The following is a 25,913-nucleotide window of genomic DNA, read 5'->3' as shown; positions in this document are numbered from 1 at the left end:
AGCATGAACACCGCATTTAACAGGCAGGGTGGACGCGTCGGCGCCGGGCGCCAGCGCGGCGGCACCATCCTCGGCATCATCATCGGCCTGGTGATCGGCCTGGGCATCGCCCTCGCCGTGGCGATGATGATCACCAAAACGCCGATGCCCTTCACCAACAAGGTCGCCCGTCCCGACCGTCCGGATGCCCCGGCCGCGCCCGCCGCCGATCCGAACAAGGCGCTGTACGGCAATCGCAATGCCGCCAGGGATGCGGCCCGCGCCATGGCCGAACGCGACGGCCAGAAGCCGGAAGCCGCGCCGGCCCAGCCGCCGGTAGCCATGCCCGCGCCGGAACCGCTGCCGCCGCCGGCCAAGCCGGAAAAGCGCGCCGACAGCCAGGCACAGCCGGGCGAGCCCGGTGCCGACAAGGGCAAACGCGCGGACGGCAAGGCGGAGACCAAGGATGCGATCGCCCGCCTCGACGCCGAAGACAACAAGTGGACCTACTACCTGCAGGCCGGCGCCTTCCGCGATCAGACCGACGCCGAGAACACCCGCGCCAAGCTGGCGCTGATGGGCGTCGAAGCCCGCATCACCGAGCGCCAGGCGGAGAACGGCACGCTGTACCGCGTGCGCGTCGGCCCCTTCGCCCAGATGGAGTCGATGAGCAAGGTGCGCTCCAAGCTGTCCGACAACGGCGTCGATGTCGCCGTGGTGAGGATCGCCAAGCAATAAGCCGGGAACGGTTTCATAATAGCGAGCGTGCCAGGAGCGCAACCCCGTTTGCGCAATGGCACGCCAATTTCAAGAAAGGAAACCCATGCGTCTTCTGCACAAACTTGTCGCCGCCGCCAGCCTGAGCCTGCTGGCCCTGGGCGCCGGCGCTTCTCCCTCCAATCCGCAGAGCGGCGTCGACTACCGCGTCCTGGACAAGGCGCAGCAGACCGACGCGCCCGCCGGCAAGGTGGAAGTCACCGAATTCTTCTGGTACTCCTGCCCGCACTGCAATGCGCTCGATCCCTCGCTCAACGACTGGGTGAAGAAGCACGCCGACAAGATCGTCTTCAAGCGCGTGCCGGTGGCATTCCGCGAATCCTTCGTGCCGCAGCAGCGCCTGTACTACACGCTGGAAGCGATGGGCAAGCTCGATGAACTGCATGCCAAGGTCTTCCGCACCATCCATGCCGACCGCCATCCGCTCGACACGGAAGCCTCGATCATAAACTGGATCGGCCAGCAGCCCGGCATCGACAAGCAGAAGTTCGCCGAGACCTACAACTCCTTCGGCATCCAGAGCAAGGCCCGCCGCGCGACTCAGCTGCAGGCCGCTTACCAGGTCGACGGCGTGCCGCTGATCGCCATCGACGGCCGCTACATCACCTCGCCCTCCATCGTCGGCACCAGCATGCGCAACGCGCCGGAGCCGCAGCTGCATGCGGCCACGCTGCAGGTGATGGATGCGCTGGTGGCCCAGGCGGCGAAGGAAAAAGGCGGTTCAGCCGCTGCCGAGCCGGCGAAGAAGAAGTAATCGTCTCGCTGGATTGAACGAAAAGCCCGCGGCCTGGATGGCGCGGGCTTTTTCTTTCGCGCTGTTTGAAGATTGAAATGGTTGAGGCAGCGAATTGCGCAGGTTCGAGACTTTGTCTAATCGAAGAATCAAACCACGCCAAGAAATACGGCGACTGCCTGGTTTTTATGGCGACGAGATCGTTTTCCTCCGCACCGCCATAAACGCCTGTCAGTTTTGTCGGGTCTTAAAACTAGTCGAACTTCCGGGTTCGGCCATAAGCAGACCTAGAGGCGGCAAATCCGGCACCCGCGAAACCAGAACGATATGCCTAGTTTTGCCGTCTCTGTGTTGCGAAGTGCTGACTAGTCTTCGGTCCATGAGGATGACGTCGTGAGCACATCGGGCAACCGTTCTGAACGGGACAGGTCTTACTGCTTCGACCCTTCCGTCAAGCGGCGACCAAGCCCCACCGCATATGGCGCTGCGCGGGCGGCGAGCATTGGATCGTCCGACGCCTCCACTCCCTTCGGCAGGACCGTCGGCACAAACGTGATATTAAGGCAAGGGCCGCCAGAGTCATCGGAAACTGATATTACCTTCAGCGTGCCCAAGGTGACTTTTCGTCGGCCTTCCGGCAACGGCACTGTTGCATTGTTCAACTGATCGCTTGGTTGGGCCATTTCAAGGTTGAAGTTAAATGCGACCTTACCGTCCTTGACACGTTGGCGCAGATCTTCGAACAAAAAGCTTGATCCTTTAGCTTTGGCTTCCTCGTCGCTCAGTCCCTGTACGCCACCAATTGGTTCGAAAATCCATTTTCCGAATTGCTTGTCGCCCTTTGCGTTGACAAAGGCGAACCCGTGCACGCCCCAGTAATTCACGGTGGCAAAGCTGGCAGGTACCGGTTGGCTTGCGAAATATTTGCTCTGCAAAAGCACCTCAGGGTTGGCTTCGGCGAACGCTTTTACTTTCTCTGGATTCGGAGCCTTCGTAATCGGGTCCGGAGTCAATGACTCAAGGCGGCCGAGCAATTGCGCCGGTGACGAAGCGCCGAAGATCGGAGCAGATATGTTACCCATTTGCCAAGACTCACCGCCGGGCAGATTGAATTGAAGCGCCATGTTGCGCTGGCTCTTAGTGTTGTCGGCCGCTTTCGGATTCGCGCCGCCGACGGAAAAGCGCACGATTACCGGTATCTTCTGCCCGCTGAACGCCGAGGCAACAGACAAGGCGCGGCCTTCGGCGTTGCCTACAAACTCGCCCATTGCGCAGATACCCTTGGCGCCTGAGCGACGATAGCCGTCGAATTTGCCATTGGCTGCCTCAAAGGCATCGACTAGCTTCGTCGGATCGGGTGAAGTCACGGTCTCAGCGGCGTAGGCCGATGAGACGAAGGCAGTGCAGAGGGTAAATGTGGCAGCAAGCTTTCTCACGGCTACTCCTTTTAGTAAGTTGTTTGCGGATTGCACTTACTTATACGTTGCTGTGCTTCAAACGGATTCAACTATTTGGTGTAGTACTGAACTCGCACCCAAGCGCCCTTATATACCCGTCCACTCGGCGCCCGTGGAGTCGGTGTGCCGCCTTTGGGCTCCAAGCTCACGGTAAACACTGGCATGGTCTGTAGCGTGACCTGCAGCGGCTGGCGGATAGTGACCGGGCCATTCGCATTGATTAGGCCAAGCAACCGCGGTGCACCTCGCACCGATTCCGTCCACCGTTCCAGGCTGCGATCGGCGGCGGCATGTACTGAGCCGACCACACGTTGCGAATGATAACAGGCAGCTTGGAGTCGTTCTGAGCCGGTGGGTAGGGCAACTCACGGCCAAAAGCGGATGGTCGCCGTTGCTCGATAGCGCAAGCTACTCTTGTCCAATCCGTGCGGGGTTCCTCCAGAGATTGCCAATGCCGTGCGTCGCCAGTGGATGCAGGTAGATCCTTGTGGTGGAGAGCATTCATCGTTGTTGGCCAGAAATGGCACCGATGGTTGAGTGCCGAAGCCGGCAACGATATCCAAGCCATGGCCACACCTCTCATGTGCAGCAATCCTCTTTCGATTAGATCAACGATCAGCGTTCCAATTGTGGACGAGTCGACCTTGTGCATGGCTTAACGCTCGGTCGCCGGAGTGAGCGTCTGCAGCAAGACAAATCGGCTAACCACGGCCAATTGCCTGACTTATGGCGTCAATCCGCATAGCCGGGCATCTCGCGATCCAACACCCGCATCATGGCCGCGAAATAGAGCATTTCGCGCTCTTCCTGCGAATGACTGTTGCGCGGATTTGGTCGGCTCACCTTCTCCACGGTGGCCTCGTCAAGTAGCGCTAGCGGCCGGCCGGTAGACATTGCCAGAATTTGCGCGCGGCAGACGCGCTCTAGCTTGTACAGCCGGCGGTAAGCCTGCGCGATGGTTTCTCCGATCACGAGAACGCCGTGATTTTTCATGAAAAGGATTTGCTTGGTGCCCAGAATGGCAGCAAGTCGTTCGCCTTCGCTCAGCGAGGCAGCTAGGCCTGCGTAGCCGTCGTCATAAGCGATGTGCGGCGTGAGGAAAGCGGCGGTCTGACTCCCGGGAAGTAGGCGGTTGTCTTCCATCATGTTCAGCGCCAGCGCCCAAGTCTGATGAGTGTGCAGGACCACATTCGCACCGGTGATTCGGTGAAGAGGAGCGTGAATGCTCAGCGCGCTGAGTTCCAGCGTTCCATCTCCTTCGAGGACATCGCCGGCTTCGTTGAACACGATCAAGTCGCTCGCCTTTGCTTCGGACCAGTGCCGGCCGAACGGGAGTACCAGATACCGATCTTCCTTGCCCGGAACGCGCGCTGTGAAGTGGTTGTCGATGCCTTCTTCCAGGTCGTCGTACACAGCCAGACGGTTCGCGGCTGCCAACTGGACCCGGACGCGCCAAACCTTATCGTTTTCGTGATTCATTCGAACAGTCCTTGCTCATGCAACGTCAAATTAAGGCATGTACGTCATCGGCCCGGCCAATCAGGGGGCGAAACCGATTGGGGCTGTTCGGGCCGACGTACGAATTCTCAGCCTGAAAGCTTCTTGGGTAGCAGGTTCCACTGTATCACCGTATGGAAGAACGCTGTTTCAAAGAGTCGGAACAGATCGTGAGCGGCTAGCGTAGTCCAGATGACCCGGTTGGGTGACCGCTTCGGGTCGATAGTCGTCGACGGGGCAGGGCTACTATCGGCCAAAAGCAGCCTTTCGCGGGGAGTACAATCTCCAGAAAATAGTGAGGATAAACATGCAGATCGAAATCCGCCCTGCGGTTGAAGATGACGCTTTTGCCGCCAGCCAAGTGCTTAACCGCTCGATCACGGAGTGCTGTAGTGAAGACCATCAGGATGATTCTGGAATTATCGCTGCATGGGTCCGAAATAAGACTCCGGAGACTGTTCGAGGGTGGCTGTCGAACGGATATCTGTTTTGTATAGTCGCGGTCGCAAGCGGCCAGGTAGCGGGTTTCGCGGCGTGTTCGACGTCGGGCGAGGTTATGCTTTGTTATGTGCTTCCCGAAGTTCGCTTCACTGGCACCGGTCGGGCAATGCTTCGCTCACTTGAGCGACTGGCTGTGAAACGCGGCATTCAGACACTCCATCTGACCAGTACACTTACGGCGCGACCGTTCTATCTAAGGAATGGATTTGAAGTGATTGGTCCGTCAGTCATTGCCTTTGGTATGGCGGGCATACCAATGACCAAGCATCTGAAACGAGATATGGGTACATGACTCAGCCGCGCTCATTTCAAAATGAGCCCAACCATTGAAGAGAACTGCTGAGGGTTACTTTGAGCGAAGCCAACTTCCGCTTCGGGTCGAACTCGGAAGTTCGCAATTTGACACAGCCTGTCTAATCAAGTCCCAAACAATACAGATCAGGGACTTCGTATCCAGCATGTTGTGCTAGCCCATCGCCTATACTTGGCAGCCATGTTTGCAAACTATCCATCATGAAGCGCGTCTTCATCACCGGCGCCTCCAGCGGGCTCGGCGCGGCGCTGGCGCGCGAATATGCCCGGCAGGGAGCCATCCTCGGCCTGGCGGCGCGTCGCGGCGAAGCATTGGACGCGCTGATCGCCGGCCTGCCGAATGCGCAGCGCCACCACCGCTATGCGCTCGACGTCACCGACCATGCGGCCCTGGCCGAGGCGGCCGCCGACTTCCTGCGCCGCGAAGGCGGGGTGGAGGTGGTGATCGCCAATGCCGGCATCTCGGTCGGCACCCTGACGGCGCATGCGGAAGACCTGCCGGTATTCGAGCGGGTGTTCGCCACCAATGTCGCCGCAACCGTGGCCACCTTCACGCCCTTCATCGCGGCGATGCAGCGGCAGGCGGCGGCCGGCAACCGGGACTGCCGGCTGGTCGGCATCGGCAGCGTCGCCGGCATTCGCGGCTTGCCCGGCGCCGGCGCCTACAGCGCCTCCAAGGCGGCGGTGATCGCCTACTGCGAATCGCTGCGGCTGGAGTGCCGCGCCAGCGGCGTGAAGGTGGTGACCATCGCGCCCGGCTACATCGATACGCCCATGACCCGCGGCAATCCCTATCCCATGCCCTTCCTGATGGCGCCGGAGAAGTTCGCCGCCCGCGCCGTGGCCGCCATCGATGCCGGCGTCGGCTACCGCGTCATCCCGTGGCAGATGGGCGTGGTGGCCAAGCTGCTGCGCCTGCTGCCGAATGCGCTGTACGACCTGCTGTTCGCCAGGGCGCCGCACAAGCCGAGGCAGAAGCGACCATGACGCTGATCGATGCGATAGGCACGGTCCACGTCGCCGTAGCCCCGGGGGAGCAGCCGCGCATCGTCAGCCTGGTGCCCTCGATCACCGAGCTGCTGTGCGACCTCGGCCTGGCGCCGTGGCTGGTCGGCCGCACCGGCTTCTGCATCCACCCGGCGGACGTGGTCGCCGCCATTCCGAAGGTTGGCGGCACCAAGGCCGTGAACATCGACAAGATCCGGCGCCTGGCCCCAACCCATCTGGTGGTGAACATCGATGAAAACGAAAAGCCGACGGTGGAGGAACTGGCGCGCTTCATCCCGCACATCATCGTCACCCACCCGCTGGCGCCGCAGGACAATCCCGGTTTGTATCGGCTGCTGGGCGGCATCTTCGGCGCTGCCAGCCGCGCCGAAGCGCTATGCGCCGCCTTCGAGCGTTCGCTCGCGGCCTTGCAGGCGCTGCCGCCGCGCCCGGCACAAAGGGTGCTGTACTGCATCTGGAAGGATCCGTGGATGACGGTATCGGCCGACACCTATATCGCGCGCATGCTGGCGCTGATCGGCTGGACCTGCTGGCAGGCGCCGTCGCCGGAGCGCTATCCGCGCTTCGAATGGTCGGATGCGCTGGCGCGCGAGATCGATATGGTGCTGCTGTCCACCGAACCCTACCGCTTCACCGAGGAACATGTCGATGCGCTGGAGCGGCAGGTGGGCAGTCCGGTCCTGCTGGTGGATGGGGAGATGCTCTCGTGGTACGGCAGCCGCGCCATTCAGGGACTGGCTTATCTGCAGAACCTGGCGCTGGAAGCGCGATAGGGAAGGGCGCTACTGTTTTTTCGGGCTGATGCGGATCAGCATGCGCAGGAATTCCCGCGCCAGGTTCTGATGATGTTCATCCAGGCGCTGGAACTCGGACAGCAGCTTGAGGTCGGCCGAGACCAGCGGCGAGCGCGTGCTGGCCGGAATTTCGCTCGGTTCGAATTCGGTGCCGCCGAAGCGCAGCCAGTCTGCCGGCACCGTCAGCCAGTGGGCCAGGATGCGCAGCTTCTCCTGCGTAGGGATCGCTTCGCCCACCAGCCATTTGCGCGCCGCATGCACGGTGATGGGACGCCCGTCGAAGCGGAGGTTGAATTCGCGCGCCAGCTGGGTCGGGCTTTCTGCAGAATAGCCAGCATTCCGCAGTGCTTGCTGCAGGCGCTCGCTAAAGCTTTCTCGTTCTGTGGATGGATTCATTGCCCGGCACTATTCCATTTCCTATTGTGATAGTCAGTCGTTCCCCGATAAAACCTTTTGTGAACCAAGCGTCAATGGCCGGGAAACGAACGGATGGAAGGGAGTTTGCCGGCGCGGGATCGCGTTCGCGGGATGGATACTCCTTGAATTCCTTCTATTAGGTATTCTTAGTCAAATTGAGGGAAATAAACACTTACTCGGAATCCGGTTTGAGCAATGTCAATCCGCGCCCTATTTTGGCCATGTGAGCGAGGAACCTTCCTGTACGGACAGGCTCGGGCAGCGGCTGAAACCGGCTGTCGCACCGACTGTCAGCGGTACTAGGCCGCCTTGAAGCGCACGATGCCATCCGCATTCAGTTCCCGCCGCAGCGCGCCGTCGAACCAGAGCTTATGCAGGTGGGCCAGCGCCTCGCCAAGGGCGAAGGTGAGCTGATGCGCGTCGAGCGGCCGGCGGAACATGACAGGCACGATGTCGGCGGCGCTCTGCGGTTCGGCGCAGACGGCCAGGACTTCCGCCAGCCGCTCGCGGTGATGCGCCTGCAGCTGCCCGATGCGGGTATGCAGGCCGCGGAAGGGCTTGCCGTGCGCCGGCAACACCAGGGTAGCGGCCGGCAGCGGCGCATACTTTTGCAGCGAGTCGAGATAAAGCTGGACTGGATTGGCTTCCGGCTCCACCGCGAACACCGAGACATTGGTGGAAATGCGCGGCAGCACCATGTCGCCGGAGATAAGCAGCTGCTGCGCTTCGCAGTACAGCGCCATGTGCTCCGGCGAATGGCCGAAGCCGGTGATGACCTGCCAGTCGTGCGCGCCGATGCGCAGCCGGTCGCCGTCCTGCAGGCGGCGGTAAGCCTGCGGCACCGACGGCACCAGCGTCGGGTAATAGCTGCGCCGGCCGCTCAGCTGCTCCAGCATGGCGGGATCGGTCAGGCCGTGGCGCTGGAAGTGCGGCAGCATGGCGGTGCCGTCGACGCCGGGCAGGGCGGCCGACATCATGCGGGCGAAGCCGAATTCGCCGGCGGTCATCCACAGCGGCGCCTGCCAGCGCTGGCACAACCAGTCGGCCAGGCCGACATGGTCGGGGTGGCAGTGGGTGACGATCACCCGCAGGATGGGCAGGCCGTCCAGGGCCGAGGCGAATACCTGCTCCCACGCGGCGCGGGTGGCGTCGTTGGCGATGCCGCAGTCGACCACCGTCCAGCCCTGACGCAGGCCATTGCCGTCATCGATCGCATCGCGGATCAGCCACAGGTTGATATGGTCGAGGGCGAAGGGCAGGCCCATGCGCAGCCAATGGATGCCGGGCGCCACCTGGTGGACGGCGCCGGGCGCGGGAATCGTGTCGCCGAAGGCGTAATCGAGCTGGGATTCGAGCGGATTCATCGTGTCGGAAAAAGCGGGAAGGGAAGGGATGCCAAGGCCGCGCCGGAGGGTTCACATTCGCGGCGCACGCGCTACAATAGGCCAAGGTTGACGTTTACGTTAACTGCGGAAGCCTCCATTCTAAACGCAATCCTTGCTCATCGCCGCCGACCATGCCGACCTACACCATCACCGAACTGGCTCGGGAATTCGACATCACGCCGCGCGCCATCCGCTTTTATGAAGACCAGGGCCTGCTCAGCCCGAAGCGCGAAGGCGCCGGCGGCCGGGTCCGCGTCTACGGCGCGCGCGAGCGCACCCGGCTCAAGCTCACCCTGCGCGGCAAGCGCCTCGGCCTGAGCCTGATGGAGATCAAGAGCCTGGTCGACATGTACGAATCGCCCAAGGACACGAGCGCCCAGTTGAAGCGCTTCATGCAGGTGCTGGCCCAGCACAGGGAAACGCTGGAACGCCAGCGCGAGGACCTGGAAGTGACGCTGGCCGAAATCGGGGCGCATGAGGCCGAGTGCCGCCGCCTGCTGGCGGCCAACGGCGGCGAAGCGAAGCCGGCGCGCAAGACGGCGGCGAAGCGCAAGCCGGAAAAGCCCGCCAGGGAAAGCAAGCCGATCAAGGACGCCGCCTGATTTCGAAGCGCGTCAAGCGGCGGCGAAGTTACGTTTACGTTAACGTCAATTGACGCTATCATTTTCCGGCACGGCGTCCGGCTTCCGGAGCCGATTCGCAACAGCCCGCAGTCCGCACCATCCAACGATTCTGACGCGAGGAAGACATGCTCCACCTGCCCGGCCTGACCTTTGACCATGGCGACGACATCGCCGCCCTGCGCGAGACCATCCAGCAGTTCGCCCGGGCGGAAATCGCGCCGCGCGCCGCCGAGATCGACCGTACCGACCAGTTCCCCATGGACCTGTGGAAAAAGATGGGCGAACTCGGCCTGCTCGGCATCACCGTCGGCGAGGCGTACGGCGGCACCGACATGGGCTACCTCGCTCATATCGTGGCCATGGAGGAAATCTCGCGCGCTTCGGCCTCGGTCGGCCTGTCCTACGGCGCCCATTCCAACCTGTGCGTCAACCAGATCAAGCGCAATGGCACCGAGGAACAGAAGCAGAAATACCTGCCGAAGCTGATTTCCGGCGAGTACGTCGGTGCGCTGGCGATGTCGGAGCCCAATGCCGGCTCCGACGTGGTCAGCATGAAGCTGCGCGCCGACTTCAAGGGCGACCGCTGGGTGCTCAACGGCACCAAGATGTGGATCACCAACGGCCCCGACGCCGACGTGCTGGTAGTCTACGCCAAGAACGACATCGAAGCCGGCCCGCGCGGCATGACCGCCTTCCTGGTTGAGAAGGGCTATAAAGGCTTCTCGGTAGCGCAGAAGCTCGACAAGCTCGGCATGCGCGGCTCCCATACCGGCGAGCTGGTGTTCCAGGATTGCGAGGTGCCGGCGGAGAACGTGCTCGGCGGACTCGGCAAGGGGGTGAACGTGCTGATGTCGGGGCTGGACTTCGAGCGGGCGGTGCTGTCGGGCGGGCCGCTGGGCATCATGCAGGCGTGCATGGATGTGGTGGTGCCGTATGTGCATGACAGGAAGCAGTTCGGCCAGCCGATCGGCGAGTTCCAGCTGATGCAGGGCAAGCTGGCGGACATGTATTCGACCATGATGGCCTGCAAGGCGTATGTGTATGCAGTGGGCCAGGCCTGCGACCGGGCGAAGACGCCGGAAGCGATCCGGGCGCTGCGCAAGGATGCGGCCGGGGCGATCCTGTACTCGGCGGAAAAGGCGACGTGGATGGCGGGCGAAGCGATCCAGGCGCTGGGCGGCAACGGCTACATCAACGAGTATCCGGTGGGGCGCCTGTGGCGCGATGCCAAGCTGTACGAGATCGGCGCCGGAACGAGCGAGATCCGGCGCATGCTGATCGGCCGCGAGCTGTTTGCCGAAACCCGTTGAGTCCTGCCGGATGCGCCGCAACTGCTTAAACTGGAGAACGTGACGCCATGACGCGCGCGCTTCCCTTGGCGGGATGCCGCGCCGAATCGAGCCGAGCCGCCCACGCCATGTCATCCACGCCCTTTCCCAAGCTGCTGCGCTCGCAGATCGCCTTCGACCTGGCGCGCGCCATCCTCGACGGCTTCGACAAGCATTACCGCCTGTTCCGCGCCGCCAGCCAGGATGCGCGCCGCTACTTCGCTGCGCGCGACTGGAAGACGGCGCAGGAGAAAGCGCGCGAACGCATCGCCTTCTACGACAAGCGGGTGGCGGAATGCGTGCAACTGCTGGAGGATGAATACGAACCGGGCGAGCTGAACGACGACGTCTGGCGCGAGGTGAAGCTGCATTACATCGGCCTGCTGATCAACCACAAGCAGCCGGAACTGGCGGAAACCTTCTTCAATTCGGTGTGCTGCAAGATCCTGCACCGCACCTACTTCCACAACGATTTCATCTTCGTGCGGCCGGCGGTGTCCACCGACTACATCGAGCCGGTGGAGGGCGAGCCGACCTACCGCGTCTACTATCCGGCCAAGGACGGGCTGCGCTTCGCCCTGAAGCGCATCATCACCAACTTCCGGCTGCAGGCGCCGTTCGCCAACCTCGACCGCGACATCGGCTTCGTCGAAAGCCGGCTGGCCGCCTTGCTCGGCGAGCAAGTGGAACCCAACCACCAGATTCACGTGCTGGCCAGCCTGTTCTACCGGAACAAGGGCGCCTACGTCGTGGGCCGGGGCATCAACGGCATCCATGTCTATCCCTTCGTCGTGCCCATCCTCTACAACCGCAAGGGCGAGCTGGTGCTGGACACGGTGCTGTTCGATCCGGCGCTCATCATCACGCTGTTTTCCTTCACCCGCGCCTACTTCATGGTGGACATGGAGGTGCCGTCGGCCTACGTCACCTTCCTGTCCTCCATCCTGCCGGGCAAGCCGCGCAGCGAGATCTACACCATCCTCGGCCTGCAGAAGCTGGGCAAGGCCGCCTTCTACCGCGACTTCCTGCATCACCTGAATCATTCCTCCGACTGCTTCGAGGCGGCGCCCGGCATCCGCGGGCTGGTGATGGCGGTGTTCGCCCTGCCATCCTTCCCCTATGTGTTCAAGGCGATCAAGGACCATATCCCGGCGCCGAAGGAAACCACGCGCGCGCTGGTGAAGGAAAAATACCTGCTGGTGAAGTATCACGACCGCGTCGGCCGCATGGCCGATACCCTGGAGTACTCCAACGTCGCCTTTCCCCGAGCCCGCTTTTCCGATGCGCTGCTGGCGGAGCTGAAGCAGGTGGCGCCCTCCATCATCGAGGAGGACGGCGACGAGATCGTCATCCGGCACCTGTACATCGAGCGCCGCATGATCCCGCTGAACCTGTGGCTGTCCGATGCGCAGCGGCGCGGCGACTCGGCGGCGCTGGAGCATGGCGTGCGCGAGTACGGCAACGCCATCCGCGACCTGGTGAAGGCGAACATCTTTCCCGGCGACATGCTGTACAAGAACTTCGGCGTCACCCGCAACGGCCGGGTGGTGTTCTACGACTACGACGAGATCGAGTACATCACCGACTGCAATTTCCGCCGGATTCCGGAACCGCGCAACGAGGAAGACGAGATGGCGAGCGAGCCCTGGTATCCGGTGGCGAAGAATGATGTCTTCCCCGAGCAGTTCGGCGCCTTCCTGCTCGGCAACCCGGACGTGCGCCAGGCTTTCCTGAAGTACCATGCCGAGCTCCTGACGCCGGAGTTCTGGCAGAACGCCAAGCAGCGCATCCTCGACGGACACATCCAGGATGTGTTCCCCTATCCGGAGGAACTGCGCTTCCATCAGAAACCCCCGGCCGCCGCGCAGGCGGCCTGAACCGGAGACACATCATGAACGATCCCGTAGTCATCGTCGGCGCCGCCCGCACACCGATGGGCGCCTTCCAGGGCGATTTTGCCTCGCTCGCCGCGCATGAACTGGGCGCGGTCGCCATCCGCGCGGCGGTGGAGCGCGCCAACCTGGAGCCGTCTCATGTGGAAGAAGTCCTGTTCGGCAATTGCCTGATGGCCGGCCAGGGCCAGGCGCCGGCGCGCCAGGCCGCCATCCGCGCCGGCATTCCGGTGTCGGCGGGCGCGGTCACGCTGTCGAAGATGTGCGGCTCGGCGATGAAGGCGGCGATGATGGCGCACGATGCCATCCTTGCCGGCAGCAGCGAGGTGGTGATCGCCGGCGGCATGGAGTCGATGACCAATGCCCCTTACCTCATCCCGAAGGCGCGCGGCGGCTACCGCATCGGCCACGCCATGATGTACGACCACATGATGCTCGACGGACTGGAGGATGCGTACGAGAAGGGCCGCTCCATGGGCACCTTCGCCGAGGATTGCGCCGCCAAGTACGGCTTCAGCCGCGAAGAGCAGGATGCCTACGCCATCGAATCGGTGAAGCGGGCGCAGGCCGCCGCCGCCGGCGGCTTCGACTGGGAAATCGCGCCGGTGACCGTTTCCGGGCGCGGCGGCGACCTGGTGGTGAGCAAGGATGAAGGTCCGCTCAAGGCCAAGCCGGAGAAGATTCCCGCGCTGAAGCCGGCGTTCAGGAAGGACGGCACCATCACCGCCGCCTCTTCCTCCTCGATCAACGACGGCGCCGCCGCCCTGGTGCTGATGCGCGAATCCACCGCGAAAAAGCTCGGCTGCACGCCGATCGCCCGGCTGCTGGCCCACGCCACCCATGCGCAGGAGCCGAACTGGTTCACCACCGCGCCGGTGGGCGCGATCCAGAAGCTGTATGCCAAGACCGGCTGGCGCACCGCCGACGTCGATCTGTTCGAGATCAACGAAGCCTTCGCCGCAGTGCCGATGGCCGCCATGCGCGAGCTCGACATCCCGCATGCGCGCATCAACGTCCACGGCGGCGCCTGCGCCCTTGGCCATCCGATCGGCGCGTCCGGCGCCCGCATCATCGTGACACTGCTCGGCGCGCTGAGGCAGCGCGGCGGCAAGCGCGGCGTGGCGTCGCTGTGCATCGGCGGCGGCGAGGGCACGGCGGTGGCGATCGAGATGGTGTAAGCCTCCCGGAAGATCGCCATCATGCCTACCGCACTCATCCTCGGCGCTTCGCGCGGCATCGGCCGCGAGTTCGTCCGCCAGCTGCTGTCCCGGGGCTGGAAGGTCCATGCCACCGCCCGCGACGATGCGGCGCTGGCGTCGCTGCGCGCCGAGGGCGCCCATGCGCTCAAGCTCGACGTCGCCGTGCCGGAGTCGCTGGCCGGCCTCGGCTGGCAGCTCGACGGCGAGGAACTCGACCTCGCGCTCTACGTGGCCGGCGTCTACGGTCCGGACAGCGGCGCCGGCACGCCGCCCACCCGCCAGGATTTCGACACGGTGATGCATGCCAACGTCCTCGGCGTGATGCAGGCCATTCCGCTGGTCGCGCCGATGGTGCAGGCGGCGCAAGGGAAGTTCGGCTTCCTCAGCAGCGGCATGGGCAGCATCGAAGGCGCCCATGGCAGCGATGGCTGGATCTACCGCGCTTCCAAGGCGGCGCTGAACATGGCGGTGAAGTCGGCATCGCTCGATTATCCCGGCGCCATCTTCGTCGCGCTCGATCCGGGCTGGGTGCGAACCGACATGGGCGGGCCCAACGCCAGCATCGGCGTGGAGCAGAGCGTGTCCGGCATGCTGAAGGTCCTCGATGGCCTGGGGCCGCGCGACAGCGGCAGCTTCCGCAGCCACGGCGGCGGCGCGCTGCCTTGGTGAAGATAAAAAAGGGAGAGATCACATGGTCTTGTCGGAACAGCATGCAATGATCCGCGACGCGGTGCGCGACTATGCCCGCGAACGGCTGGCGCCGAATGCCGCGCGCTGGGACCGGGAGCACCACTTTCCGAAGGAGGAGCTGAAGGGGCTGGCCGAGCTCGGCACCTTCGGCGTGGCGGTGCCGGAGAACTACGGCGGCGCCGGCCTGGATTACCTGTCGCTGGCGCTGGTGCTGGAAGAGATCGCCGCCGGCGACGGCGGCACCTCCACCGTCATCTCGGTCAACAACTGCCCGGTCTGCAGCATCGCCATGGCCTATGCCAGCGAGCCGCAGAAGGAACAGTGGCTGCGGCCCCTGGCCCAGGGCCGGCTGCTTGGCGCCTTCTGCCTGACCGAGCCGCATGTCGGCAGCGATGCCTCGGCCCTGCGCACGACGGCAGTGCGCGACGGCGACGACTACGTGCTCAACGGCGTCAAGCAGTTCATCACCAGCGGCAAGCATGCCGACGTGGCCATCGTCATGGCGGTGACCGACAAGGCGGCCGGCAAGCGCGGCATCAGCGCCTTCTGGGTGCCGACCACGACGCCCGGCTACATCGTCGCCCGTCTGGAAGACAAGCTCGGCCAGCATTCCTCCGACACCGCCCAGATCGTGTTCGAGAATTGCCGCATCCCGGCGCGCAACCTGATCGGCGAGGAAGGGCAGGGCTACCGCATCGCGCTGTCCGGCCTGGAGGGCGGCCGCATCGGCATCGCCGCCCAGTCGGTGGGCATGGCGCGAGCCGCCTTCGAGGCCGCGTTGAGCTATGCCCGCGAGCGCAGCAGTTTCGGCAAGCCCATCTTCGAGCACCAGGCGGTGCAGTTCCGCCTCGCCGACATGGCGACCCGGATCGAGGTGGCGAGGCAGATGGTGTGGCATGCGGCCAGCCTGAAGGATGCCGGCCGGCCCTGCCTGAAGGAGGCCGCCATGGCCAAGCTGTTCGCCAGCGAGATGGCGGAGCAGGTCTGCTCCGATGCGATCCAGATCCACGGCGGCTACGGCTATGTCAGCGACTTTCCGGTGGAGCGCATTTACCGCGACGTGCGCGTTTGCCAGATCTACGAAGGCACCAGCGACATCCAGAAGATCCTGATCGCGCGCGGCCTGCAGGATGCCTGACGTGGCAAGCATGAAACCGAAGAAGGACGATCACCAGGCCTGTCCCTGCGGCGGCAAGGAATACGCCGCCTGCTGCGGCCGCTTCCATGCCGGCGAGGCGGCGCCTAGCGCCGACTTGCTGATGCGATCGCGCTATAGCGCCTATGTGCTGGGCCTGCCGCAGTACTTGCATGACACCTGGCATCCGGACACCCGACCGGCGCTGCAGGACCTGGCAGCCGATCCTGAAACCAAATGGCTGGGACTGGAGGTAAGGCGCCACGAAGGCGGGGGCGATGCGGCAACGGTGGAGTTCGTCGCCCGCTACAAGCAGGGCGGCCGCGCGCATCGCCTGCACGAGGTCAGCCGCTTCGTGCGCGAAGGCGGGCGCTGGCTGTATGTGGATGGCAGTTTCCCCGAGAAAGCGAAATAACCATGGCAATCATCGAATCCAAGCTCAACCCCCGCGCCGACGATTTCCAGGCGAATGCCCAGGCGATGCGCACCCTGGTGGACGACCTGCGCGCCAAGGTCGAGCAGCTGGCCCTGGGCGGTGGCGAAGAGGCGCGCAAGAAGCACACCGCCCGCGGCAAGCTGCTGCCGCGCGAGCGGGTGCAGATGCTGCTCGATCCCGGCACCCCTTTCCTGGAACTGTCGCAGCTGGCTGCTTACGAGATGTACGACAATGCGGCGCCGGCGGCCGGCATCATCACCGGCATCGGCCGCATCGCCGGCATCGAATGCGTGGTGGTGTGCAACGATGCGACGGTGAAGGGCGGCACCTACTACCCGATCACGGTGAAGAAGCACCTGCGGGCGCAGGAGATCGCCGAGCAGAACAATCTGCCCTGCGTGTACCTGGTCGATTCCGGCGGCGCCAACCTGCCGAACCAGGACGACGTCTTTCCCGACCGCGACCATTTCGGCCGCATCTTTTATAACCAGGCCAACCTGTCGGCCAAGGGCATTCCGCAGATCGCGGTGGTGATGGGTTCCTGCACCGCCGGCGGCGCCTACGTGCCGGCCATGAGCGACGAATCCATCATCGTCAAGGAGCAGGGCACCATCTTCCTCGGCGGCCCGCCGCTGGTGAAGGCGGCCACCGGCGAGGTGGTCAGCGCCGAAGACCTCGGCGGCGGCGACGTGCATACTCGGCTCTCCGGCGTGGTGGACCACCTGGCGCAGGACGACCTGCATGCGCTGGCGCTGGCGCGGCGCATCGTCGGCAACCTCAACCGCAGCAAGCGGCATGAGCTGCTGCTGCGCGAGCCGGTGCCGCCGCAATACGATGCCAACGAGCTGTACGGCGTGATTCCGACCGACACCCGCAAGCCCTTCGATGTGCGCGAGGTGATTGCCCGCATCGTCGACGGCAGCGAGTTCGACGAGTTCAAGGCGCGCTACGGCACCACGCTGGTATGCGGCTTCGCCCACCTGCACGGCATGCCGGTGGGCATCATCGCCAACAACGGCATCCTGTTCTCGGAATCGGCCTTGAAGGGGGCGCACTTCATCGAGCTGTGCTGCCAGCGCAAGATCCCGCTGGTGTTCCTGCAGAACATCACCGGCTTCATGGTGGGCCGCAAGTACGAGAACGAAGGCATCGCCCGCAACGGCGCCAAGATGGTGACGGCGGTGGCCACCGCCAGCGTGCCGAAGTTCACGGTGATCATCGGCGGCAGCTTCGGCGCCGGCAACTACGGCATGTGCGGGCGCGCGTACTCGCCGCGCTTCCTGTGGATGTGGCCGAACGCGCGCATCTCGGTGATGGGCGGGGAACAGGCGGCCAGCGTGCTGGCCACCGTCAAGCGCGACGGCATCGAGGCGCGCGGCGGCAGCTGGAGCGCGCAGGAAGAGGAGGCGTTCAAGGCGCCGATCCGCGAGCAGTACGAGCACCAGGGCCATCCGTACTACGCCAGCGCGCGGCTGTGGGACGACGGCGTGATCGACCCGGCCGACACCCGCATGGTGCTGGCGCTGGGCCTGAGCGCGGCGCTGAACGCGCCGATTCCGGATACCCGCTTCGGCGTGTTCCGCATGTAACCCTGGACAGGAGCAGCCGATGAATTTCCAGACCATCGAAGTTACGCAGCAGGGCAGGGTGGCCGTCGTCACCCTCAACCGGCCGGAGGTACGCAATGCCTTCAATGAAACCACCATTGCCGAATTGACAGGCGCCTTCCGGGCGCTCGGCGATGCGCCGGAAATCCGGGTGATCGTGCTGGCGGCGCGCGGCCCGGCCTTCTGCGCCGGCGCCGACCTCAACTGGATGAAGAAAATGGCCGGCTACAGCCATGAAGAGAACCGCGCCGACGCCGCCCAGCTGGCAGAAATGCTGCGCGTCATCCACACCTGCCCGAAGCCGGTGGTGGCAAAAGTGCAAGGCGACTGCTACGCCGGCGGCATGGGCCTGGCGGCCGCCTGCGATGTGGCGATTTCGGCGCAGGAAGCGTTTTTCTGCCTATCCGAAGTGAAACTCGGCCTGATCCCTGCGACAATTTCGCCCTACGTCATCCGCGCCATGGGCGAGCAGTCGGCCCGGCGCTACTTTCTCACCGCCGAGCGGTTCGACGCCGACGAAGCAAAGCGCATCGGTTTCGTGCATCATGTCGTCCCCGCCGCCGAACTCGACGCCGCTGCTGAGCAAATCGTCAAGTCCCTGGCCGCCAACAGCCCGAATGCGCTGAAGGAAGCCAAGCGCCTGGTGCGCGACATGGCCGGCATGCCGCTGAGCGAGGCGCTGATCGCCGATACCGCGGAGCGCATTGCGGATATCCGGGCGTCGGAGGAGGGGAAGGAAGGCGTGAAGTCGTTTTTGGAGAAGCGGAAGGCTAATTGGGCGTAGCAGGGAATTCGCGGAGCACTGCTCCGCGCCTGCGAAGCCGGTCCCGCTTGCAAGCGGGACCGTGGGTGAGGTTCAAGGCCTGACTACCCAGTCCCCTCCTCTTCAAGGGGAGGGTTAGGGTGGGGATGGGTTTCTGGCGCACTTAAACGATGTTCTTTAGTCACGCTGGAAACCCACCCTCACCCTAACCCTCCCCCTGAGGGGGAGGGAGCAACTAGCGCCAACTCTCCGTAATCAACTAATTCCCAACCACACCACAAGCAACCCAGCACCACCCATGTCCACCACCCATCCCTCCTGGATCACCCGCAGCCTCCAAAGCGTATGGCACCCCTGCACCCAGATGCAGCACCACGAAACCATGCCGCTGATCCCGATCAGCCATGGCCGCGGCGCCTGGCTGGTGGATACCGACGGCCGGCGCTACCTGGATGCGATCAGTTCCTGGTGGGTGAACCTGTTCGGCCATGCCAACCCGCGCATCAATGCCGCGCTGCGCGATCAGCTGGAGCGGCTGGAGCATGCGATGCTGGCCGGCTTCACCCATGAGCCGGTGATCGAACTCTCGGAAAAGCTGGCGGCGCTGACCGGTCATGAACTCGGCCACTGCTTCTACGCCTCCGACGGCGCCTCGGCGGTGGAAATCGCGCTAAAAATGAGCTTCCATTACTGGCGCAACAGCGGCGAGTCGGAACGGCGGGAATTCGTCTGCCTGAAGAACAGCTATCACGGCGAGACCATCGGCGCGCTGGCGGTGACCGACGTCACCCTGTTCCGCGACGCCTACGGCCCGCTGCTGCGGCAGGCGCATGTGGCGGCCTCGCCCGATGCCCGCCTGGCGCAGGAAGGCGAGCGCGCCGAGGATGTCGCGCGCCGCGCCGCCGCCGAGCTGGACAGCCTGCTGCAGCAGCGCGAAGGCCGGATCGCCGCCGTCATCGTCGAGCCGCTGGTGCAGTGCGCCGCCGGCATGGCGATGCACGATCCGCTCTACCTGAAGCTGGTGCGCGAGTCCTGCGACCGGCACCGGGTGCACCTGATCGCCGACGAAATCGCCGTCGGCTGCGGCCGCACCGGCACCTTCTTCGCCTGCGAGCAGGCCGGCATCCGGCCCGACTTCGTCTGCCTGTCCAAGGGCATCAGCGGCGGCTACCTGCCGCTGTCGCTGGTGATGACGCGCGATGCCATCTACCAGGCCTTCTACGATGCCGACGTCACCCGCGGCTTCCTGCATTCGCATTCCTACACCGGCAATCCGCTCGCCTGCCGCGCCGCGCTCGCCACCCTCGCCATCTTCGAGGAAGACGACGTGCTGGCGAAAAACCGCGAGCGCGCCGAGCGCCTGACGCAGGCGCTGCAGCCGCTGGCACAGCACCGAAGCGTGGCCCACTTCCGCCGGCGCGGTATGATCTGGGCCTTCGACGCGGTGCTGGACGATGCCGCGGCCGCAACCTTCTCGCGCCGCTTCTTCACCGCCGCGCTGGAACAGGAGTTGCTCATCCGGCCGATCGGGCGCACCGTCTACCTGATGCCGCCCTACATCCTGGATGAGGAAGAAAGCATGCTGCTGGGCACCCGGCTGCATGCGGTGTTCGACAAGGTGATTGCACAATGACGATGGAACTGCTCGACCGGCTGCAGCAGGAAATGCGGCAACTCGACGAACGCGGGCTGCGCCGCCGCCGGCGCACCGTGGAAACGCCGTGCGCGCCGCACCTCACCGTGGACGGCCGGCCCATGCTGGCCTTCTGCAGCAACGACTATCTCGGCCTGGCCAACCATCCGGCGCTGATCAACGCGCTTCGGGAGGGCGCCTCGCGCTACGGCGCCGGCAGCGGCGCTTCGCATCTCATCAGCGGCCATTCGCTGGCGCACCAGATCCTGGAAGACCGGCTGGCCGAATTCATGGCGCCGCACATCGAATCGCCGCGCGCGCTGACCTTCTGCACCGGCTACATGGCCAATCTCGCCATGCTCGCCGCCCTGGCCGGCGCCGACGGCGAAATCTTTTCCGAAGCGCTCAACCATGCCTCGCTGATCGACGGCGCGCGCCTGTCGCGGGCGGCGGTCAAAATCTATCCGCATGGCGACACCGCCGCGCTGGCCGACCTGCTCGGCGCCAGCCATGCCAAGAACAAGCTGGTGGTGACCGACAGCGTGTTCAGCATGGATGGCGACCTTGCCCCGCTCAAGCGCCTGCTGGAGCTCTGCGAGCGCCACGGCGCCTGGCTGGTGATCGACGACGCCCACGGCTTCGGCGTGCTCGGCGAGAACGGCCGCGGCGCGCTGGAGCATCTCGGCCTGCGTTCGCCGCACATCGTCTACATGGGCACGCTCGGCAAGGCGGCCGGCGTCGGCGGCGCCTTCGTCGCCGCGCATGAAACCGTGGCCGACTGGCTGGTGCAGCGCGCCCGTCCCTATATCTACACCACCGCCGCGCCGCCGGCCGTCGCCCATGCGGTATTGGCCAGCCTGGAGCTGATCGGCGGCGAGGAAGGCCGGCAGCGCCGCGCCCGCCTGACGGCCAGCACCCGCCTGCTGCGCGAATCGCTGCGGTTGAAGCGCTGGACGCTGATGGATTCCGACACGCCGATCCAGCCGGTGGTCATCGGCGCCAACCAGCCGGCGCTGGATGCCGCCGCCGCCCTGGCCGAGGAAGGCTTCTGGGTGCCGGCGATCCGCCCGCCCACCGTGCCGGCCGATACCGCCCGCCTGCGCATCACCCTCTCGGCCAGCCACACGGCCGATGACGTGGCGCGGCTGGCAGCGGCCGTCAACCGGCTCGACGCGATGGAGGCCTGAATGCGGAACATACCCGCGTATTTCGTCACCGGCACCGATACCGAGATCGGCAAGACGCTGATCGCCAGCACCCTGCTGCATGCGCTCGGCCGCACCGGCCTGAAGGCTGCCGGCATGAAGCCGGTCGCCGCCGGCTGCGAGGAGCGCAATGGCGGCTGGTTCAACGAGGATGTGGACAGCCTGGCCCGCGCCGCCACCCTGACCCTGCCGCGCGAATTGACCACGCCCTATCTGATGCGCCAGCCGGCGGCGCCGCATATCGTCGCCGCCCTGGAAGGCGTGACGATCGACCCGGACCACCTCCTGTCCTGTTACCGCCGCATCGCCGAGCAGGCGGACGCGGTTGTGGTGGAGGGCGTCGGCGGCTTCCGCGTGCCGCTGACCGATACGTTCGACACCGCCGACCTGGCGCAGCGCCTCGGCCTGCCGGTGGTGATGACCGTCGGCCTGCGCCTGGGCTGCATCAGCCATGCGCTGCTGACCGCCGAGGCCATTGCCGCCCGCGGCCTGACGCTCGCCGGCTGGGCCGCCAACGTGGTCGATCCGCAGATGAGCCACATGCAGGCCAATCTGGAAGCACTCAGGCAGCGGCTGCCCGCGCCGCTGCTCGGCTGCGTGCCGCGCCTGCCGCAGGCATCGCCCGAAGCGGCCCTGCCGCATCTCGATTTCTCCCTGCTGCCCGGCTGGCCTGCCGCCGGGCATGCCGTTTCACCTTGATCTGAAGGAAGCTGTTTATGTCGTCGCAACCGATCACGTTCCACGCCCACAAATCCACCCCGCCCGCCGATGCCGCTTCGCAGCGCTGGCCGGTGGAGCAGGTGCTGGCGCTGTTCAACCTGCCGTTCCACGACCTGCTGTACCAGGCGCAGCAGGTGCACCGCCAGCATTTCGATCCGAGCGAGGTGGAACTGGCCACGCTGCTGTCGATCAAGACCGGCGGCTGCCCGGAAGACTGCGGCTACTGCCCGCAGGCCGCCCGCTACGACACCGGCGTCGAAGCGCAGAAGATCCTGCCGCTCGACACCGTGCTGGCGGCAGCCAAGCAGGCCAAGGACAGCGGCGCCACCCGCTTCTGCATGGGCGCCGCCTGGCGCGCGCCGAAGGACCGCGACCTGGAACACGTCGAGGAAATGGTGCGCGAGGTAAAGGCGCTCGGCCTGGAAACCTGCGCCACGCTGGGCATGCTGGAAGAAGCGCAGGCGCAGCGCCTGAAGGACGCCGGCCTGGACTACTACAACCACAACCTCGACACCTCGCCGGAGTACTACGGCAACATCATCACCACCCGTGACTACCAGGACCGCCTGGATACGCTGGGCCGGGTGCGCGGCGCCGGCATCAAGGTCTGCTCCGGCGGCATCGTCGGCATGGGCGAGAGCCGGCTGCAGCGCGCCGGCCTGGTGGCGCAGCTGGCCAACATGGAACCGTACCCGGAATCGGTGCCGGTGAACAACCTGGTGCAGGTGGAAGGCACGCCGCTGCATGGCAGCGACAAGCTGGACCCGCTGGAATTCGTGCGCACGATTGCGGTGGCGCGCATCACCATGCCGACGGCGCGGGTACGCTTGTCGGCAGGGCGGCGCGAGCTGGGCGAGGCGGTGCAGGCGCTGTGCTTCCTGGCGGGGGCGAACTCCATCTTCTATGGCGACAAGCTGCTGACGACGGGCAATCCGGAGGCGGATGCGGATGCGCAGTTGATGGAGAAGCTGGGGCTGCATGCGAAGCATACGGTGCGGGATGCGAAGTGCAGTGTGACTGAGGGCTAGCAGGAAAATCGCGGAGCACTGCTTCGCGCCTGCGCAGCAACGGAGACTCCTCCCCTTTCAAGGGAGAGGTTGGGAGGGGGATGGGGTTCTTCCGCGATTAAAGAATCGTACTCTAAGCGCCCCTGAAACCCATCCCCACCCTAACCCTCCCCTTGAAGGGGAGGGGACTAAGTAGTTAGCAGTTGAAAGCTCGCCACGTTGCGCTTGCAAGCGAAACAATAAGTAAGGTGAACAATAATGAAAATCCCTTTCCTTCAATCGGAAGGGATCGGTAGCTGGTATTGCTAACCCCTCAAGGAGCCCCATGCAAGGTCAATCCAACCCCGCATTGAAACCCGCAGCCCGCTCCCTGCGCAGCAACATGACCGACGCCGAGCGCCTGCTGTGGCAGCGCTTGCGCAGCAACCAGCTTGGGGCGCGCTTCCGGCGCCAGCACCCCTTCCAGCACTACATGCTCGACTTCGTCTGTCTGGAACATAAGTTGGTCGTAGAAGCGGACGGCTCCCAGCACATGGAAGCAGCAGCCTACGACACGCAACGAACCCAAACCCTGCAGGCAGCCGGATTCCGCCTGCTGCGTTTCTGGAATCACGACATACTGAATCAGACCGAAGCCGTCATGGAAGCGATCTACCTGGCGCTGCACGGCAAGCAACAAGTTTGAGAAAACCAGGAAACGAAAGACCCAGCCACACCAGCAAGACATCGCCGCACCACCCGGAACAGCAGTCCACCACAACAAACCGCCAACGGAAAAGAGAGACATGTTCACCAAGATCCTGATCGCCAACCGTGGAGAAATCGCCTGCCGCGTCGCCGCCACCGCGCAGCGGCTCGGCATCCAGACCGTCGCCGTCTACTCCGAGGCCGATGCCAATGCCCGCCATGTGGCGGTGTGCGACGAAGCGGTGCCCATCGGTGCGGCGCCGGCGCGCGAGAGCTACCTGCGCGGCGACCGGATCATCGCGGCGGCGCTGGCCACCGGCGCCCAGGCCATCCATCCCGGCTACGGGTTTCTCTCCGAGAACGAGGAATTTGCCGAAGCCTGCGCGAAAGCGGGTCTGGTGTTCATCGGCCCGCCGGCCGGGGCCATCCGCGCCATGGGCTCCAAGTCGGCCGCCAAGTCGCTGATGGAAAAAGCCGGCGTGCCGCTGGTGCCCGGCTACCACGGCGACAACCAGGACCCGGCCTTCCTGCGCGAGCAGGCCGATGCCATCGGCTACCCCGTCCTGCTCAAGGCCAGCGCCGGCGGCGGCGGCAAGGGCATGCGCATCGTTGAAAAAAGCGCCGACTTCATCGACGCGCTCGCCTCCTGCAAGCGCGAGGCCAGCAGCAGTTTCGGCGACGACAAGGTGCTGGTGGAAAAATACCTGACTCGCCCGCGCCATATCGAGATCCAGGTCTTCGCCGACGGCCAGGGCGGCTGCGTCTACCTGTTCGAGCGCGACTGCTCGGTGCAGCGCCGCCACCAGAAAGTGCTGGAGGAAGCGCCGGCGCCCGGCATGACGCAGGAGCGCCGGCGCGCCATGGGCGAGGCGGCGGTGGCGGCGGCCAAGGCGGTCGGCTATGTCGGCGCCGGCACGGTGGAATTCATCGCAGAAGAAAGTCGTAACGGCGAGGACGGCTCCTTCTACTTCATGGAAATGAACACCCGGCTGCAGGTGGAGCATCCGGTCACCGAAATGATCACCGGCCTGGACCTGGTGGAGTGGCAGCTGCGGGTCGCATTCGGCGAAGCGCTGCCCAAAAAGCAGGAAGAACTCACCATCCACGGCCATGCGCTGGAAGCGCGCATCTATGCCGAGAATCCGGAGAAGGGCTTCCTGCCGTCCACCGGCACGCTGCACCACCTGCGCACGCCGGCGGCGGTCGAGTTCTCGATTGGCGCCGCGCTCGGCCTGCCTGCGGCGGTGCGCATCGACGCCGGCGTGCGCGAGGGCGACGCCATTTCGCCGTTCTACGACCCGATGATCGCCAAGCTCATCGTCTGGGGCCGCGACCGCGAGGAAGCGCTGGCGCGCATGAGCCAGGCGCTGGCCGGCTACGAGGTGGTCGGCCTGTCCAGCAACGTCGCCTTCCTGCAGCGCCTGGTGCAAAGCCAGCCCTTCGCCACCGCCGACCTCGATACCGGCCTGATCGAGCGCCATCATGCCGCGCTGTTCCCGCCGCCGCAGCCGGCGAGTAAAGCGGTGCTGGCGCTGGCGGCAGCCTTCCTGCTGGCCGGCGAGCGGCCGGCCGCAGCCAACGACCCCTGGAGCGATGCCGCTGGCTGGCGCCTGAACGGCATGCTGCGCCGCCGCTTCCGCTTCGACGACGACGCTGGCAGCCATGAGATCGCCATCGGTTACCAATCCTCCGGCTGGCTGTTGCTGGAAGACGGCGATGCCGCTTCCCTGAGCCTGCTGAAACAGGACGGGCCGGCGCTCACCGTGCGCCTGGGCGACGCCACCCTGCGCGGCAGCGTGGTGCGCGAAGGCGAAAGCCTGCACGTGTTCACCCATGGCCGGCATGCGCTGCTCACTTACCGCGACCCGCTGGCCCATGCCGGCGAGCATGAAGCCGAGGGCGGCCGCCTGACCGCGCCCATGCCGGGCAAGATCGTGGCGGTGCTGGCGGAGAAGGGCCGGGCGGTGGTGAAGGGCGCGCCGCTGCTGGTGATGGAAGCGATGAAGATGGAACACACCATCGCCGCCCCGAGCGACGGCATGGTGGAGGAACTGCTGTACGCCGTCGGCGACCAGGTGGCCGAAGGCGCGCAGCTGCTGGCCTTCAAGGCCGCCTGAGGTATTCAGGA

Annotated in this window: 25 protein-coding genes; 20 read left to right on the top strand and 5 right to left on the bottom strand. The window is 64.9% G+C overall.

The window, feature by feature from the left end:
- Positions 1–3: 3 nt before the first annotated feature.
- Entirely contained in the window at positions 4–717 is a 714-nt protein-coding gene (locus tag CHB88_RS00480; protein ID WP_089397336.1) for an SPOR domain-containing protein, read from the top strand.
- 85 nt (positions 718–802) lie between these two features.
- Positions 803–1,510, top strand: a complete 708-nt coding sequence (locus CHB88_RS00475; protein WP_089397335.1) for a thiol:disulfide interchange protein DsbA/DsbL — start codon at positions 803–805, stop codon at positions 1,508–1,510.
- A 410-nt stretch (positions 1,511–1,920) separates the two neighbouring features.
- On the opposite strand, the gene CHB88_RS00470 is transcribed toward CHB88_RS00475, so the two are convergent.
- The 3 genes from CHB88_RS00470 to CHB88_RS00460 form a co-directional block, all read right to left on the bottom strand.
- Entirely contained in the window at positions 1,921–2,925 is a 1,005-nt protein-coding gene (locus CHB88_RS00470; RefSeq protein WP_089397334.1) for a catalase family peroxidase, read from the bottom strand.
- A gap of 71 nt (positions 2,926–2,996) precedes the next feature.
- Positions 2,997–3,254, bottom strand: a complete 258-nt coding sequence (locus CHB88_RS25965; RefSeq protein WP_089397333.1) for an anti-sigma factor domain-containing protein — start codon at positions 3,252–3,254, stop codon at positions 2,997–2,999.
- A 424-nt stretch (positions 3,255–3,678) separates the two neighbouring features.
- Positions 3,679–4,425, bottom strand: coding sequence for a class II aldolase/adducin family protein (locus CHB88_RS00460; protein WP_089397332.1), 747 nt, complete (start codon positions 4,423–4,425; stop codon positions 3,679–3,681).
- Positions 4,426–4,750: 325 nt separating this feature from the next.
- On the opposite strand from CHB88_RS00460, the gene CHB88_RS00455 reads away from it, so the two are divergent.
- From CHB88_RS00455 to CHB88_RS00445, 3 genes are all read left to right on the top strand, one after another.
- Complete coding sequence (locus CHB88_RS00455) at positions 4,751–5,236, top strand: GNAT family N-acetyltransferase (protein ID WP_089397331.1); 486 nt, start codon at positions 4,751–4,753, stop codon at positions 5,234–5,236.
- Positions 5,237–5,457: 221 nt separating this feature from the next.
- A complete protein-coding gene (locus CHB88_RS00450; protein WP_089397330.1) occupies positions 5,458–6,243 on the top strand; it encodes an SDR family oxidoreductase in 786 nt (261 codons plus the stop codon).
- Positions 6,240–7,037 (top strand): helical backbone metal receptor, encoded by a 798-nt coding sequence (locus CHB88_RS00445; RefSeq protein ID WP_089397329.1) that lies wholly within the window; start codon positions 6,240–6,242, stop codon positions 7,035–7,037. The genes CHB88_RS00450 and CHB88_RS00445 overlap by 4 nt, the downstream gene beginning before the upstream one ends.
- Before the next feature lie 9 nt (positions 7,038–7,046).
- On the opposite strand, the gene CHB88_RS00440 is transcribed toward CHB88_RS00445, so the two are convergent.
- Positions 7,047–7,454 carry a hypothetical protein gene (locus CHB88_RS00440; RefSeq protein WP_089397328.1) on the bottom strand — a complete coding sequence of 136 codons (408 nt, stop codon included), beginning with the start codon at positions 7,452–7,454 and terminating at the stop codon, positions 7,047–7,049.
- A 320-nt stretch (positions 7,455–7,774) separates the two neighbouring features.
- Positions 7,775–8,839: an MBL fold metallo-hydrolase gene (locus CHB88_RS00435; protein WP_089397327.1), complete on the bottom strand. Its 1,065-nt coding sequence runs from the start codon at positions 8,837–8,839 to the stop codon at positions 7,775–7,777.
- A gap of 152 nt (positions 8,840–8,991) precedes the next feature.
- On the opposite strand from CHB88_RS00435, the gene CHB88_RS00430 reads away from it, so the two are divergent.
- From CHB88_RS00430 to CHB88_RS00360, 15 genes are all read left to right on the top strand, one after another.
- Positions 8,992–9,462 carry a MerR family transcriptional regulator gene (locus tag CHB88_RS00430; RefSeq protein ID WP_089397326.1) on the top strand — a complete coding sequence of 157 codons (471 nt, stop codon included), beginning with the start codon at positions 8,992–8,994 and terminating at the stop codon, positions 9,460–9,462.
- Between the two features lie 146 nt (positions 9,463–9,608).
- Positions 9,609–10,793, top strand: a complete 1,185-nt coding sequence (locus CHB88_RS00425; RefSeq protein ID WP_089397325.1) for an isovaleryl-CoA dehydrogenase — start codon at positions 9,609–9,611, stop codon at positions 10,791–10,793.
- A gap of 107 nt (positions 10,794–10,900) precedes the next feature.
- On the top strand, positions 10,901–12,688 hold the full coding sequence (gene aceK, locus CHB88_RS00420) for a bifunctional isocitrate dehydrogenase kinase/phosphatase (protein ID WP_089397836.1): 1,788 nt from the start codon (positions 10,901–10,903) through the stop codon (positions 12,686–12,688).
- Between the two features lie 14 nt (positions 12,689–12,702).
- Positions 12,703–13,881, top strand: coding sequence for an acetyl-CoA C-acetyltransferase (locus tag CHB88_RS00415; RefSeq protein WP_089397324.1), 1,179 nt, complete (start codon positions 12,703–12,705; stop codon positions 13,879–13,881).
- Positions 13,882–13,902: 21 nt separating this feature from the next.
- Positions 13,903–14,571 carry an SDR family oxidoreductase gene (locus tag CHB88_RS00410; protein ID WP_089397323.1) on the top strand — a complete coding sequence of 223 codons (669 nt, stop codon included), beginning with the start codon at positions 13,903–13,905 and terminating at the stop codon, positions 14,569–14,571.
- Positions 14,572–14,593: 22 nt separating this feature from the next.
- Complete coding sequence (locus CHB88_RS00405) at positions 14,594–15,730, top strand: acyl-CoA dehydrogenase family protein (RefSeq protein WP_089397322.1); 1,137 nt, start codon at positions 14,594–14,596, stop codon at positions 15,728–15,730.
- 10 nt (positions 15,731–15,740) lie between these two features.
- Positions 15,741–16,142: a YchJ family protein gene (locus CHB88_RS00400; RefSeq protein ID WP_089397321.1), complete on the top strand. Its 402-nt coding sequence runs from the start codon at positions 15,741–15,743 to the stop codon at positions 16,140–16,142.
- Positions 16,143–16,144: 2 nt separating this feature from the next.
- A complete protein-coding gene (locus CHB88_RS00395) occupies positions 16,145–17,752 on the top strand; it encodes a carboxyl transferase domain-containing protein (protein WP_089397320.1) in 1,608 nt (535 codons plus the stop codon).
- Positions 17,753–17,771: 19 nt separating this feature from the next.
- Positions 17,772–18,554, top strand: a complete 783-nt coding sequence (locus CHB88_RS00390) for an enoyl-CoA hydratase/isomerase family protein (RefSeq protein ID WP_089397319.1) — start codon at positions 17,772–17,774, stop codon at positions 18,552–18,554.
- Between the two features lie 277 nt (positions 18,555–18,831).
- Positions 18,832–20,166: an adenosylmethionine--8-amino-7-oxononanoate transaminase gene (bioA, locus tag CHB88_RS00385; protein ID WP_089397318.1), complete on the top strand. Its 1,335-nt coding sequence runs from the start codon at positions 18,832–18,834 to the stop codon at positions 20,164–20,166.
- Between the two features lie 2 nt (positions 20,167–20,168).
- Complete coding sequence (gene bioF / locus CHB88_RS00380) at positions 20,169–21,353, top strand: 8-amino-7-oxononanoate synthase (protein WP_089397317.1); 1,185 nt, start codon at positions 20,169–20,171, stop codon at positions 21,351–21,353.
- Positions 21,354–22,070: a dethiobiotin synthase gene (bioD, locus tag CHB88_RS00375; RefSeq protein WP_089397316.1), complete on the top strand. Its 717-nt coding sequence runs from the start codon at positions 21,354–21,356 to the stop codon at positions 22,068–22,070.
- 17 nt (positions 22,071–22,087) lie between these two features.
- Positions 22,088–23,119 (top strand): biotin synthase BioB, encoded by a 1,032-nt coding sequence (gene bioB / locus CHB88_RS00370; protein ID WP_089397315.1) that lies wholly within the window; start codon positions 22,088–22,090, stop codon positions 23,117–23,119.
- A gap of 304 nt (positions 23,120–23,423) precedes the next feature.
- Complete coding sequence (locus tag CHB88_RS00365; RefSeq protein WP_089397314.1) at positions 23,424–23,783, top strand: endonuclease domain-containing protein; 360 nt, start codon at positions 23,424–23,426, stop codon at positions 23,781–23,783.
- A 100-nt stretch (positions 23,784–23,883) separates the two neighbouring features.
- Positions 23,884–25,902: an acetyl/propionyl/methylcrotonyl-CoA carboxylase subunit alpha gene (locus CHB88_RS00360; RefSeq protein ID WP_089397313.1), complete on the top strand. Its 2,019-nt coding sequence runs from the start codon at positions 23,884–23,886 to the stop codon at positions 25,900–25,902.
- The last annotated feature ends 11 nt before the right edge of the window (positions 25,903–25,913 follow it).

The organism is Noviherbaspirillum humi (genome assembly GCF_900188095.1).
GTDB lineage: Bacteria > Pseudomonadota > Gammaproteobacteria > Burkholderiales > Burkholderiaceae_D > Noviherbaspirillum > Noviherbaspirillum humi.
Note: the sequence above shows the minus strand (reverse complement) of the source record. Positions and strands in the feature narration are given on the sequence as shown.

What these genes read in the sequence shown, in the direction of transcription:
- bioD (WP_089397316.1), top strand. Translation starts at nt 21,354, where the DNA reads ATGCGGAACATACCCGCGTATTTCGTCACCGGCACCGATACCGAGATC.
- CHB88_RS00455 (WP_089397331.1), top strand. Translation starts at nt 4,751, where the DNA reads ATGCAGATCGAAATCCGCCCTGCGGTTGAAGATGACGCTTTTGCCGCC.
- CHB88_RS00400 (WP_089397321.1), top strand. Translation starts at nt 15,741, where the DNA reads ATGAAACCGAAGAAGGACGATCACCAGGCCTGTCCCTGCGGCGGCAAG.
- CHB88_RS00360 (WP_089397313.1), top strand. Translation starts at nt 23,884, where the DNA reads ATGTTCACCAAGATCCTGATCGCCAACCGTGGAGAAATCGCCTGCCGC.
- CHB88_RS00460 (WP_089397332.1), bottom strand. Translation starts at nt 4,425, where the DNA reads ATGAATCACGAAAACGATAAGGTTTGGCGCGTCCGGGTCCAGTTGGCA.
- CHB88_RS00445 (WP_089397329.1), top strand. Translation starts at nt 6,240, where the DNA reads ATGACGCTGATCGATGCGATAGGCACGGTCCACGTCGCCGTAGCCCCG.
- CHB88_RS00435 (WP_089397327.1), bottom strand. Translation starts at nt 8,839, where the DNA reads ATGAATCCGCTCGAATCCCAGCTCGATTACGCCTTCGGCGACACGATT.
- CHB88_RS00390 (WP_089397319.1), top strand. Translation starts at nt 17,772, where the DNA reads ATGAATTTCCAGACCATCGAAGTTACGCAGCAGGGCAGGGTGGCCGTC.
- CHB88_RS00480 (WP_089397336.1), top strand. Translation starts at nt 4, where the DNA reads ATGAACACCGCATTTAACAGGCAGGGTGGACGCGTCGGCGCCGGGCGC.
- bioF (WP_089397317.1), top strand. Translation starts at nt 20,169, where the DNA reads ATGGAACTGCTCGACCGGCTGCAGCAGGAAATGCGGCAACTCGACGAA.
- CHB88_RS00450 (WP_089397330.1), top strand. Translation starts at nt 5,458, where the DNA reads ATGAAGCGCGTCTTCATCACCGGCGCCTCCAGCGGGCTCGGCGCGGCG.
- CHB88_RS00405 (WP_089397322.1), top strand. Translation starts at nt 14,594, where the DNA reads ATGGTCTTGTCGGAACAGCATGCAATGATCCGCGACGCGGTGCGCGAC.
- bioA (WP_089397318.1), top strand. Translation starts at nt 18,832, where the DNA reads ATGTCCACCACCCATCCCTCCTGGATCACCCGCAGCCTCCAAAGCGTA.
- aceK (WP_089397836.1), top strand. Translation starts at nt 10,901, where the DNA reads ATGTCATCCACGCCCTTTCCCAAGCTGCTGCGCTCGCAGATCGCCTTC.
- CHB88_RS00430 (WP_089397326.1), top strand. Translation starts at nt 8,992, where the DNA reads ATGCCGACCTACACCATCACCGAACTGGCTCGGGAATTCGACATCACG.
- CHB88_RS00410 (WP_089397323.1), top strand. Translation starts at nt 13,903, where the DNA reads ATGCCTACCGCACTCATCCTCGGCGCTTCGCGCGGCATCGGCCGCGAG.
- CHB88_RS00425 (WP_089397325.1), top strand. Translation starts at nt 9,609, where the DNA reads ATGCTCCACCTGCCCGGCCTGACCTTTGACCATGGCGACGACATCGCC.
- CHB88_RS00440 (WP_089397328.1), bottom strand. Translation starts at nt 7,454, where the DNA reads ATGAATCCATCCACAGAACGAGAAAGCTTTAGCGAGCGCCTGCAGCAA.
- CHB88_RS00415 (WP_089397324.1), top strand. Translation starts at nt 12,703, where the DNA reads ATGAACGATCCCGTAGTCATCGTCGGCGCCGCCCGCACACCGATGGGC.
- bioB (WP_089397315.1), top strand. Translation starts at nt 22,088, where the DNA reads ATGTCGTCGCAACCGATCACGTTCCACGCCCACAAATCCACCCCGCCC.
- CHB88_RS00365 (WP_089397314.1), top strand. Translation starts at nt 23,424, where the DNA reads ATGCAAGGTCAATCCAACCCCGCATTGAAACCCGCAGCCCGCTCCCTG.
- CHB88_RS00395 (WP_089397320.1), top strand. Translation starts at nt 16,145, where the DNA reads ATGGCAATCATCGAATCCAAGCTCAACCCCCGCGCCGACGATTTCCAG.
- CHB88_RS00475 (WP_089397335.1), top strand. Translation starts at nt 803, where the DNA reads ATGCGTCTTCTGCACAAACTTGTCGCCGCCGCCAGCCTGAGCCTGCTG.